The organism is Pseudomonas sp. P20 (assembly GCF_016463925.1).
Taxonomy (GTDB): Bacteria; Pseudomonadota; Gammaproteobacteria; order Pseudomonadales; family Pseudomonadaceae; genus Pseudomonas; species Pseudomonas aeruginosa.
This window is the reverse complement of the sequence record NZ_JAEMVM010000002.1, coordinates 381,927-393,596: the sequence shown is the minus strand read 5'-3', so window position 1 is coordinate 393,596 and position 11,670 is coordinate 381,927. Positions and strand designations below refer to the sequence as shown.

Here is an 11,670-nt window from a genome sequence, read left to right as displayed (position 1 = left end):
CCGCAGACGCCCGACGAAGGTATCTATGGACATACTGAGAGCATCCAGATATCTATACACAACCCGCACAGGAAGAATCATCCACCCAAAACAGGAGCACCGAGTGGTGAGTAGGATAAGTGCCGGACTAGCTGCTCAACTGGTGAATTTCCTTGCCAGTCAAAATCTCGACACAGTGCGACTCTGCAAAGAGTCCGGAATCATCATCGACGAATTAAGATCACCGAGTAAGTTTATTTCAAGATCCAGCGTACTTCGACTAATGGAGCTAGCAGAAATTGAGAGCGGCAACCCAGACATTGGACTGAAGGCGTACCAGCACCTTCTTCCAGGCGCTTTTCAATTAGTAGGATATGCAATGATATCCAGCGCCAATTTAAAAGACGCACTATTGGCATTAGTGCGTTTTTCTACCCTTCTCGGAAACGGCTTTACCGTCAACCTCACACAAGAAGAAGATGGCATACGCCTGTGGTACGCTGACAATACAGAAGATAGAATTAAGAAATCCCGAGTCTTTAATGACGTATTACTATCATCAACTCTTGGACTATGCCGCTGGATGACTGGAGGAAAACTTCCTGCAGCACGAGAAATTGAATTTATGTACCCTACCCCGCTAGATATTTCAGAGCACCAGCGGATTTTTGACTGTCCCTTACGCTTCGGCAAAAATCGAAACAGCATCCTATTTGATCAAGATGCACTGTCTATCCCCCTAAGCACTGCCAATGAAGCACTCGCACTACTCCACGGCAACCTAGCTGAACATCAAAAATACTCCTTAAATAATGGATATTACAGCGAGCGCACACGAGCCCTGTTCATCAAACGCCTCGGGAGCCTCCCCTGCGATATGGGCTCCGTAGCAAAAGAATTGAACATCAGCACTCGCCTCTTACAACGCGAACTTACAAAAGAGGGAAAAAGCTTCAAAGAGATTTTTAACAGCACTCGAAAAAAACTAGCCGAGCACTACTTAAAAAACTATCCATCCTACTCACTGGAGCACATATGCATACTGCTTGGATTTAAAGAAATCAGCAGTTTTCACAAGGCTTGTCTACGTTGGTTCGGCACTCCACCCGGGAGCTTTAGGAGCACCAACGCGGGGACTCACCTACCTGGAGAGCTCAGTAAAACACTCGCCCCTAAAGCAACCCCTGACCGCCCTTTTGTGAAAGAGCCGTGAGAAATCCATTAAGCCATTCATGCCGACTACGAAGCCCTTCCACGGTAATATGAGAATATGGGCAATCGAAAATTGTCAAACCAGACACACCTGACTCATACCCGACATCAAAAGGCTTTCTGACCTCTAACCCAGAACAATCCTCAAGATCATAATTAACTAGCATAGAACCACCTCAAGCATCTCTAGCGCAGTTAGCCAGCACACGCCTGCCACAGAAAAACTCAAACCATGCCGACCAACAACTCCGTCACGTTCCTTTCGCAGATCAATCATGAGCCAATAACATATCGCCCTGACCATGCTGAAAATTGCACTTCAGCCATATACTGCATAGCGCTAGCAATTTATTAAACGTCCTCACACCACCAAGAATTGTCCGCAATTACAATTTTTGGTTACCGACATTTTGTTGCGCCCCTGAACCCGTAGAGAGGTATTCAAGATACTCTTACTGGCACAGCCGCCGGTGAGCACGGCGCCTCTCCGAATTCGGCCAGGAGTGGCAGGGAGCAGCCGACCAACCCTGACTACCCTGGAGGCCGACCGCATAAAGCTTATTCAACGAAAACTGGCTTTATTGTCGAACGTAGCGGCCAGGCGCATGTTCAAGCGGGGGGTATTCGGCATTGCCCAGCATAGTGATGGCAGGCTTGCGTGGGCCGGCATAGCCGGTCAACCAGGCGAACCAGTCCCCCCACCAACTGCCGGAATGCTGCTGAGCTCCCTGCAGCCAGTCGTCAGCTACCGGCGCTATGTGTTCATTGACCCAGTAATGGCGCTTGTTCCTATCTGGCGGGTTGATCACCCCGGCGATGTGGCCGGAGGCGCCGAGGACAAACCGCTTTGAACCTCCCAGCAATTCCGTGCTGGCATAGGCGCTTCTCCAGGGCACGATGTGGTCGTCATGGGTTCCCAAGATGTAGGCTGGTGCGTCTATGGCCCGCAGATCCAACTTGACGCCGCACAGATCCAACTCCCCCGATTTGAGGTCGTTCTGCAGGTAGGTGTGGCGCAGATACCAGCAATACAGGGGCCCCGGCAGATTGGTGCTGTCGTTGTTCCAGAACAGTAGATCCAGAGCCAGCGGCTTCTGCCCCTTGAGATATTTGTCTACGTTGTAGTTCCACCACAGCTCGTTGGGCCGCAGCAGGGAGAAGGTATTGCCCATGTCCTCACCGCGGAACAGGCCACATTTGCCACCATGGCCACCGATGGTGCGCTCACGGTAGGCCACCAGTTGCTCATCGACGAAGACGCTGATCGGCCCGGTATCAAGGTAGTCAAGAAAAGTGGCGAATAGACTCAGGCTGGCAATGTCCTGGTCGCCACGCGCTGCCAGCACCGCTAGAGCGCAACTCAGCATGGTGCCGCCGATGCAGAAACCCAAACAGTTCAGGTGGCGCTCACCACTGATGGCCCGGGTAGTGCGCAGGGCGCTGATCACTCCGTCCTGGATGATCTGCTCCCAGGTGATGTCGGCCTGTTCCTGAGTGAAGTTGCGCCAGGACATCAGAAAAACTTGATGGCCTCGCTCCAGTAGATGGCGGATTAGAGAGTTTTCGGGCCCGAGGTCAAGGATGTAGTACTTGTTGATCGCCGGCGGGACGATGAATATCGGCCGCTGGTATTGCGTTTCGCTGAGCGGCGAATACTGGATCAGCTGGAACATAGGGGTTTCCAGTACCACGGCACCAGGGGTGGTGGCCAGATTCACGCCGACTTCGAAATCGCCCAAGTCACATTGGCGCAACTTGCCTTCCTGCAGGTCACTGGCAAGATGCAACAGGCCACTTAGTAGGCTGGCGCCCTGGGTTTCCACTAGGCGTTGCAGGGCATCAGGGTTGCTCAGCAGAAAGTTACTTGGGGCGCTTGCGGCAATCGCTTGCTCGATCAAGTAACGCAAGCGCTGGCGGGGCTTCTGCTCATCGATGGGGAGAAGCTCCAACAGTTTCAGCAGGAAACCGGAATTCAGCAGGTAAAAGGCAGCCAGGGAACCGAACAGCGGTTCGCTCCAGTTGCCACTGGCGAAGCGACGATCGCTGAATGCGAACGGCTGGCAGCTCAGCAATTGCTGGCCAAGTTCGGCCCACTGTTGTTGGTAGTCCGCCTGCAGTTGCTCCAACGCCTCGACAGGTACGTCGAACCACTGGCTTTGGTCGTGCCCGCTGAACCAAGTATTTTGCGCAACGTATAAGCGCAGTTGCTGCAGGACGAAGCTGGCGATGAAGGGCGCCTGACCCGACCAGTAGTGAGCAAAGGTGTGTCCGTTGTCCATGGCGTCTCCAGGAATATGAAAACAAAAGCCGCGCCCGGTGAGAGGCGCGGTGCGATCATGTCGAGACGTAACCGCACGGCCAGCCTGGCGGTGCGGGTGCAGGGGGGCACGTCCGGCAGAGTCGCGAAAGCGTCACTCAGCGCTCGATGGCCAGCGCCACGCCCTGGCCGCCACCGATACACAGGGTAGCGAGGCCTTTTTTCGCGTCGCGCCTGAGCATTTCATGCAGCAGGCTGACCAGTACGCGGCAACCGGAGGCGCCAATGGGGTGGCCGAGGGCGATGGCGCCGCCGTTGACGTTAACCCTGCCAGCATCCCAGCCCAGCTCCTGACCCACGGCCAGGGCCTGGGCCGCGAAGGCTTCATTGGCCTCGATCAGATCCAGCTCGGCCAGACTCCAGCCCGCCTTATCCAGGCAGCTGCGGGTGGCCGACACCGGTCCGATACCCATGATCGCCGGGTCGACGCCGGCATTGGCGTAGGCGGCGATCTTCGCCAACACTGGCAGACCAAGCGCTGCGGCCTTTGCCGCACTCATCAGCAGTACCGCGGCGGCGCCGTCGTTGAGACTGGAAGCGTTGCCGGCGGTAACGCTGCCGTCGTTCTTGAAGGCCGGTTTCAGCTTGCCCAGCGACTCGGCGGTGGTGCCGGCGCGTGGCTGTTCGTCGGTGTCGAAGCTCAGCGCCTCGCCCTTGCGCTGCGGAATGCTCACCGGGACGATCTCGTCGCGGAAGCGACCGGTCTCGATGGCGGCCACGGCTTTCTGCTGCGAGGCGGCGGCGAATTCGTCCTGGGCTTCGCGGCTGATGCCGTACTTGTCTACCAGGTTTTCGGCAGTGATCCCCATGTGGTAGTCGTTGAATGCGTCCCACAGGCCGTCGACGATCATGCTGTCGACCAGCTGCGCGTGGCCCATGCGCAGGCCGGCGCGGACCTTGGGCAGGACATAGGACGACAGGCTCATGTTCTCCATGCCACCGGCAATCACCACCTCGGCATCGCCACAGCGGATGGCCTGGGCGCCCAGGTGCAGGGCTTTCAGGCCGGAGCCACAGACCTTGTTCAGGGTCATCGCCGGTACGGCGTGTGGCAGGCCGGCGATGACCGCTGCTTGGCGAGCGGTATTCTGCCCAGCACCGGCGGTGAGTACGTGGCCGAGTATCACTTCATCCACCTGACTGCTATCCAGAGCGGTCTGTTCGAGCAGGCGGCGGATCACCGTGGCGCCCAGTTCAACGGCGGGAGTGCCGGCCAGGCTCCCCTGGAAAGCGCCGATGGCGGTGCGAGTGGCGGCGACGATAACGACTTCGATCATCTGGAACACCTCATGTCATGGCTGAGCGAGGGCGCGAATGGCGCATCACTGCATGTTCATGCCGCCATTCACCGAGAAGTCGGCGCCGGTGGCATAGGCAGACTGATCGGAGGCCAGCCAGGCCACGATCGAGGCGATCTCCTCGGGCTGGCCGAGACGGCCCACAGGAATGCCAGTAATCATGTCTTCGAGGATGTCCGGGCGAATCGCCGCGGTCATGTCGGTCTTGATGTAGCCAGGGGAAACCGTATTGACGGTCACGCCCTTGCCACTCACCTCGCGGGCCAAGGCCATGCTGAAGCCATGAATGCCAGCCTTGGCCGCGGAGTAGTTGGTCTGCCCGAACTGGCCTCGCTGGCCATTGATTGAGGAGATGTTGATGACGCGTCCCCAGCCCTTGGCCAACATGCCCTCGATGACCTGCTTGGTTGTGTTGAACAGGCCGGTGAGATTGGTATCGATCACCGCCTTCCAGTTTTCTGGGGACATCTTGCGGAAGGTGCCGTCGCGGGTGATGCCAGCATTGTTGACCAATACATCGATCGGGCCGACAGTCTCGTGCACCATGTCGAAGGCCTGGCGGGTGCTATCCCAGTCGGTGATGTCGCAGTCGATGCAGTGGAAGTGAAAGCCCGCCTCGAGTTGCGTGGCAATCCAGGAAGCCTTGCGGCTGGAGTAGGGATTACAGCCCACCACCACGGTGAAGCCATCCCGATGCAGGCGCTGGCTGATCGCCGTACCGATACCGCCCATACCACCGGTGACCAGTGCTATACGTGCCGCATTGCTCGCAGTACCCATTAACCATTCCTCGTTAATTAAGACCTTGGAACAGCGGGCAAGTCTCTGGCGCTTTGCGGATGTGAACAATGTCCCCGGGTTACGCCGGGTTGTCCTCGCACACCAGTCCTGGCGCGCTTTGAGCTCTATCTAACGAAGCATTGACTGGAGTCAATTAGAATTGACTTGCGGACATCTAGGTCGCGCATTTCAAAGTGTGCCATTGCTCTTCGAGAAACAGCGGAGGGGTATTTGCCGGATCAGTTCCAACTATGTCGGGATGCTGGTGGATATGCTGCCGGCAGAGGGCCTGTATGAGGTGCTCTTGCGTCGTGAGGCTTGAGTCGATATTTGCTTGCTGACACGGACGGATGTGCTGCTCACCCGCGCAAGCGCCTACCCCACTATTAGCTCCATGCTCTACCACATCCAGGCCACAGGATTAGGAGCAATGCGTGGCGGCGTATCAAGTAACTGGCGACCGGCCCACCGATACAGCAGTCCGCCATCAGACCCACGGTGTTACTGGCGGCATCCAAATCCATGAGTTTGCCGACGCCCAATAGTTCGGCAAACAGTGGCGCTCAGACTAGAGCGCCAAGTTAAATATGGAGCGCATGGATTTGCATGAAGGCACCTTGAATCAACCGAGGATGTTCAGGCCGCCATCAACGAAGTGGACTCCGCCAGTCTGACCTTGGCTAGCGTTGCTAACCAGCCAGGCACACAGGCCGCCGACTTCCTCCAAAGTGACTAGGCGGCGTAAAGGGGCGCGATTGGTCGAGGTTTCCAACAAGTGATCGAAGTCCTTTAGCCCGGATGCCGCCCGAGTCGGCATGGGGCCGGGGGAAATGGCATGCACGCGGATGTTGCGCGGCCCCAGTTCGGTGGCCAGGTAGCGCACGCTAGATTCCAGAGCGGCCTTGACCGGCCCCATCAGGGCATAGCCTTCGATCGTCTCCTGGGCGCCCAAGTAACTCATGGTCACCAGACTGCCGCCGCGGGGCATCAGCGGCTCGGCCAGGCGCGCCATGCGAATGAAAGAGTGACAGGAAATATCAATGGCCTGCAGGAAGCCGGTGCTGGAACTGTCCAGTAGGCGTCCGCGGATTTCCTCCTTGGGCGCGCTAGCCAGGCAGTGAACGACGAAGTCCAGCGATCCCCATTGCTCTGCGAGGCGCTCGAACAGAGCGTCCAGCTCGCCGGTCTGGGTTACATCCAGGGGCATGCTCACAGTGGCATGCACCTGTTGCGCCAGGGGTTCAACATGCACCCTAGCTTTGTCATTCAGCCAGGTGACAGCCAGCTCTGCTCCCATTTCATGCAACGCCTGAGCACAGCCCCAGGCGATCGAATGCGGGTTGGCGATGCCGACCACCAGGCCGCGCTTACCGGCTAGGGACAGGCTTTCCTTGATGCTCATAAGTGCTGATCCTGATACAGACGCCAGGCATGGCGAGCAATGATGCTCTCTTCGTCGGTAGGGATGACCCACACAGCCCGCGTGCTGGCGGTACTGGATATGCGCTCGGCGTTGCGTTGGTTCGCCGCGTCATCGATGCGCAGCCCAAAGAGTGGCGCGAGATGCTGCAGCACCTGGGCACGCAGCGCGGCATCCTTTTCACCGATACCGGCGGTGAATACCAGCGCGTCCAGCCCACCCAGGCACGTGGCGAGCCGACCGATTTCCTGGGCGATCCGGTAGGCATAGAAGTCGATGGCCAGGGCTGCGCGAGGGTCGTCGCTGGCGCGCAGTTTGCGCATGTCACTGCTAACCCCGGAAATGCCGAGCAAGCCAGATTGTCGATACAGCAGCGTCTCCAGATCCCGAACCTGTATGCCCTGATCCAACAGGTACAGCAGTACGCCGGGATCCAGGGCACCACAGCGGCTGCCCATGGGTAGGCCGTCGAGGGCGCTGAAACCTGTGGTGACCTCGACGCTGCGGCCGGCCTCGATCGCGCACAGGCTGGAACCATTGCCCAGATGGGCGATGACCAGCTTGCCGGTGGCGAGCTCTGGGGCTCTGTCGATCAGGCGCTGACTGACATATTCAAAGGACAAGCCATGGAAGCCGTAGCGGCGAACACCCTGTTCGTACAGCGCGTAGGGCAAGCCGAAGAGCTGGCTCATTTCACTGCGCCCGGAATGGAACGCGGTATCGAAACAGGCGACCTGAGGTAGGTGCGCATTGTGCTCGAGCGCTGCCTGGATAGCCGCCAGATTGTGCGGTTGATGCAGTGGCGCCAGGGGTTCCAGCGTCCTCAGGCGCGCCAGTGTTGCAATATCCACGCGCACCGGGGCGCTGAAATCCATCCCACCATGCACCACTCGATGGCCGATCAGCGCCGGTGGGCGATTCTGTAGACCTTCCTTCAGTGCGCTGTAGACCTGCTGGAAAGCCGCTTTCATGTCGGCAACATGCTCCGGCGCAAAGGCTACGTCCTTCACCACTGTTCCATCGGCCATGACTATCTGGAGGCGCGGCACCACGCCAATGCCGTCCAGCTTGCCGCGCGCCAGCAAACGTGGCTGCTCCTCGCCTTGGCGGCCGGCGAACAGACCAGTCTTGATGCTCGACGAGCCCGCATTGACGGTGACGATCAGTTCGTCTTGAGCGGGGCTCATGAGGGCACACCTAGTTGGGTGCGCCGCGCTTTGGCGAGCAGCACGGCCAGCCCACTACTGGCGATGCGCGCCCGGGGGCTGTCGGCACGGCTGGTGAAAATGATCGGTACGCGGGCACCGAGGACAATGCCGGCCGCCTCGGCACCGGCAAGATAGATCAGTTGCTTGGCGAGGATGTTGCCCGCCTCCATGTCAGGTACCAGTAAGATGTCCGGATCGCCGGCGACGTCTGAATGAATGCCCTTGACCCGCGCAGCGTCGGCGTTGATCGCGTTGTCGAAGGCCAGTGGCCCGTCGAGCAGCGCGCCATCGATCTGTCCACGCAGGGACATGACCACAAGTGCGGCAGCTTCCAGGGTCGAGGGCAGCTTGGCCGTGACAGTTTCAACCGCCGACAGCAGCGCTACCTTAGGCCGGTCGATGCCGAGGGCGTGCAGCATCTGGATCGCATTGCGGCAGATGTCGGCCTTGTCCTCCAGGCCGGGAAAGATGTTTACCGCCGCGTCGGTGACGAACAGCGTTTTGTGATAGCTGGGCACGCTCATGGCGAAGACATGACTGAGGCGCCGTTCTGTGCGTAGACCGCTTTCACGATCGGCCACGGCATGCAGCAGTTCATCGCTGTGCAGGCTGCCTTTCATCAGCAGCTCGCCACGGCCTTCGCGGATCAGGGCGACGCCACGCTCGGCGGCAGCGTGGCTGTGTGGCACGTCCTCCACGGTCAGCCCGTCGATATCCAGGCCAGCCTCGCTGGCGGTTGCCGCGATCTTGTGGCGCGGGCCTACCAGAATCGGGGCTATCAGCCCGGCCTGGGTGGCCTCCAGCGCTCCTCGCAGCGCATTCGCCTCGCAAGGATGTACGACGATGGTGGGCAGCGGGCCAATTTCGGCGCAGCGGTTCAGTAACTCCTGGTAGTGATCCTGGCTCATTCGGCGCTGCCTCCCTTGTCCTGGCTCGCGGGATCAGGGGCCGGCGCAGACCGGGCCGCCTTGGCGCGCCCCGTTTTTTTCACCGAGGTCACGGGGCTCTTGCTCCTGGGCTCCACAGGGGACGAGCTGGTTTCGATCTGCGCTTCGGCAGGCTGGGCAGCGTTTCTCTTCCTTGGCCGCGTACTGGCCTTGGGTGCCTGGGCATCTGCCTCGGGCAGGTGCAGCGTTAACGGGGCTTGTTCTGGCTCGCTGTCCGCAGCGATGACTGGCACTGGTGGTTGTGCGAAGGTCGGAAGTGGGTGTTCAAGCAGGTCGTGCAAACGGCGCCAGAGCTCGCCCACCGCGCCCTCAGCGTAGAGTAGCTCGGGCACGAGGTGCACGGCGGCTGCCAGCACTGCCTCACGCTGCCTGGCCTCGGGGAGCAGACATGGCAATGTATTCAGACCCTCCTCGGGGAGGGCGAAGACCAGAAGATCCTGCAGACGGACACTGTCACGCACGGCGAGTGGGTCAATGCCTAGTTGTTGCGAGAGCGCGCGGGCCTGCTGGGCAAGTTGTTCAATACGCTCCTTGCCGAACCTGCCACTTGCATGCGCGAGTAGGCAGAGAATGCGAATGAGCGCCTCCTGTTCCCCGCCGCGGAGAAGCGAGTCGTGCAGATGCTCGACCAGAGCCTTATCACGCTGCTCGACGTAGCTCTGCTGCGAGTGTGGTGCCTGGCCGCCAGTCAAGGTGCTCAGACCACCATAGAAACCATGGAAGAGCATCTCCTGGGCCGCGTCGCGGACGTCACGATAGCCATCGAGCAGAGTCTCGACCGTGCTGGAGAATGCCTCTTGCCAGGCAAACAGGGGATTATCGGGTGATGCTGGGCGGCGATTGACGCGCGTCAGGGCCGCATGGCCTGCCAGCCACCAAAGGGTTGGATTGAGACTGCTCCAGACAACTTGCTGCTGGTGAAACGGATGGCTCTTGCGCAAGCATTCGGCGAGTGGTTCGTTGATCGCTCTGTGCATCCAGGGGCGGACTAGCCAGTCGTAGAGAGTGCTGTTGAATCCGGAGACACGGTCGACCAGGGCGAATTCAAGTTCGTCGCTAAGGTCATCCTCATCTTGGCAGAGAATGTCGGCTATGCGCCGGGATTCGAAATGCACCTGATACGCCTGGTCATCACTGGCGGATGCTGGCAGGTCGTCGATCACCAGTTCGTACAGTCCCGGCGACAGCATGGTGATGGCATCGATAGCGCCGAGCAGTTCCCTATGCTCACGACGGGCTACCTTACCGGAGACGAAGATACCCAAGTGGCCGATGCTGGCATGCTGCAGGTAAACAATGGTGCGTCCGGCGTTGCGCAGCGCTAAGTCGCTGGGATAGACGTCGGCTATCCAGTTCAGTGCTTGCTGCGGTGGGGTGATGTTGTCGCCATATGAGCAGAACACCACCACGGGCGCCTCAATGCGCTTCAAGTCGATGCTGCTGCTCCTGCGCCCAGAACCGCCAGCCAGGCGGTTGCCGATGAACAGGTCATCGACGATCACCTCGATCTCCTCGCTGTTGAGCAGGGTTGGACTGCCCCACCAGCGCTCGAAATCGAGAAAGCGAGGGGTTTCCCTATCGACGTTGCTGAACAGCTTGTAGTACTTGCTCCAGTAGGTGTTGGCCGGATTCAAGCTCTCGAAGTTGCTGACCAGCCAGGTGCCATCGAAACGGCCATTGCCCAAGTCACTGCCCAAGCGGGTCATCCAGGCACCGCCGAGTAGGCCGCCAGCGTAGCGCATCGGGTTGCGCCCGTTGACTCCGGCCCAGTAGGACAGCGGCGCACCGTTGACGATCACCAGACCTGGCAGCTCCGGACGCGCGGCAGCCAGCCCCATCAGTGCCCAGCCGGCCTGGCAGTTACCGATCACCACTGGCTTCCCGGCCTCCGGATGGCGCGCGCTGACCGTTTCGATGTAGCGAGCCTCGGCCTCGGCGATGTCGATCAAGGTCTGGCCGGGTGCGGGTGCATGGCTGAAAGCGATGAAATACGTCGGGTGCCCAGCGCGCAAGCTTTCGCCGATTTCAGAATCCTGCTTGAAGCCGCCGATGCCGGCGCCGTGACCGCCGCGTGGGTCGATAACGATGACCGGCTGCCGCGTGGTATCGCTCGGCTGGTCATCCCGTGGAACGATGTGCAGCAGGGAGTAGTTGACCGGGTGGGGCAGATCACGGCCGTCGATCAGCACCTCATAGGGAAACTTGAGCAGTAGGGGATAGCCGGCACGCTCGTGGGCAAGGGTATTGTCGCCACGCTGGCGCAGTGCATCCCAGAACAGCAGGCCGCGCTGTCCGAAGTCGACCAGATATTCCCAGCAGTCGCCTGCGCTGGGGACACGCAGGCGACCTTCTCTCAGTGGCGCAAGCAGAGTCTCATGGCGTTGACCAAAGGCATCGAGCAGGAGCTTCCCGTGCAGCTGCTGTAGGCGTCCGAGGTGTTCGAACAGATTATGGAATGAGGAAAAACTTTCTTCTCGCTTTGCAAAAAAACTTTCCTGGCTCATGAGCG

Annotated in this window: 8 protein-coding genes; 1 reads left to right on the top strand and 7 read right to left on the bottom strand. The window is 59.5% G+C overall.

Translation table 11 applies throughout. The features are described from left to right. Positions 1–106: 106 nt before the first annotated feature. Positions 107–1,192 (top strand): AraC family transcriptional regulator, encoded by a 1,086-nt coding sequence (locus JHD77_RS02990; RefSeq protein WP_161558079.1) that lies wholly within the window; start codon positions 107–109, stop codon positions 1,190–1,192. 577 nt (positions 1,193–1,769) lie between these two features. On the opposite strand, the gene phaC is transcribed toward JHD77_RS02990, so the two are convergent. The 7 genes from phaC to JHD77_RS02950 form a co-directional block, all read right to left on the bottom strand. After that, entirely contained in the window at positions 1,770–3,470 is a 1,701-nt protein-coding gene (gene phaC, locus JHD77_RS02985) for a class I poly(R)-hydroxyalkanoic acid synthase (protein ID WP_031690882.1), read from the bottom strand. 136 nt (positions 3,471–3,606) lie between these two features. Beyond that, on the bottom strand, positions 3,607–4,785 hold the full coding sequence (locus tag JHD77_RS02980; protein WP_031690880.1) for an acetyl-CoA C-acetyltransferase: 1,179 nt from the start codon (positions 4,783–4,785) through the stop codon (positions 3,607–3,609). Positions 4,786–4,830: 45 nt separating this feature from the next. Further along, positions 4,831–5,586 (bottom strand): acetoacetyl-CoA reductase, encoded by a 756-nt coding sequence (gene phbB, locus JHD77_RS02975; protein WP_031690879.1) that lies wholly within the window; start codon positions 5,584–5,586, stop codon positions 4,831–4,833. A 622-nt stretch (positions 5,587–6,208) separates the two neighbouring features. After that, positions 6,209–6,988, bottom strand: coding sequence for an enoyl-ACP reductase FabI (gene fabI / locus JHD77_RS02965; protein ID WP_031690877.1), 780 nt, complete (start codon positions 6,986–6,988; stop codon positions 6,209–6,211). After that, the gene (locus JHD77_RS02960; protein WP_031690876.1) at positions 6,985–8,193 is read right to left on the bottom strand and encodes an acetate/propionate family kinase; all 1,209 of its coding nucleotides are present in this window, start codon (positions 8,191–8,193) and stop codon (positions 6,985–6,987) included. The genes fabI and JHD77_RS02960 overlap by 4 nt, the downstream gene beginning before the upstream one ends. Then, positions 8,190–9,122 (bottom strand): phosphate acetyltransferase, encoded by a 933-nt coding sequence (locus tag JHD77_RS02955; protein ID WP_031690874.1) that lies wholly within the window; start codon positions 9,120–9,122, stop codon positions 8,190–8,192. Before JHD77_RS02955 ends, JHD77_RS02960 begins: the two co-directional genes overlap by 4 nt. Next, positions 9,119–11,665, bottom strand: coding sequence for a DUF3141 domain-containing protein (locus tag JHD77_RS02950; RefSeq protein WP_031690873.1), 2,547 nt, complete (start codon positions 11,663–11,665; stop codon positions 9,119–9,121). Before JHD77_RS02950 ends, JHD77_RS02955 begins: the two co-directional genes overlap by 4 nt. Between the last annotated feature and the right edge of the window lie 5 nt (positions 11,666–11,670).

What these genes read in the sequence shown, in the direction of transcription:
- phaC (WP_031690882.1), bottom strand. Translation starts at nt 3,470, where the DNA reads ATGGACAACGGACACACCTTTGCTCACTACTGGTCGGGTCAGGCGCCC.
- JHD77_RS02980 (WP_031690880.1), bottom strand. Translation starts at nt 4,785, where the DNA reads ATGATCGAAGTCGTTATCGTCGCCGCCACTCGCACCGCCATCGGCGCT.
- phbB (WP_031690879.1), bottom strand. Translation starts at nt 5,586, where the DNA reads ATGGGTACTGCGAGCAATGCGGCACGTATAGCACTGGTCACCGGTGGT.
- fabI (WP_031690877.1), bottom strand. Translation starts at nt 6,988, where the DNA reads ATGAGCATCAAGGAAAGCCTGTCCCTAGCCGGTAAGCGCGGCCTGGTG.
- JHD77_RS02960 (WP_031690876.1), bottom strand. Translation starts at nt 8,193, where the DNA reads ATGAGCCCCGCTCAAGACGAACTGATCGTCACCGTCAATGCGGGCTCG.
- JHD77_RS02955 (WP_031690874.1), bottom strand. Translation starts at nt 9,122, where the DNA reads ATGAGCCAGGATCACTACCAGGAGTTACTGAACCGCTGCGCCGAAATT.
- JHD77_RS02950 (WP_031690873.1), bottom strand. Translation starts at nt 11,665, where the DNA reads ATGAGCCAGGAAAGTTTTTTTGCAAAGCGAGAAGAAAGTTTTTCCTCA.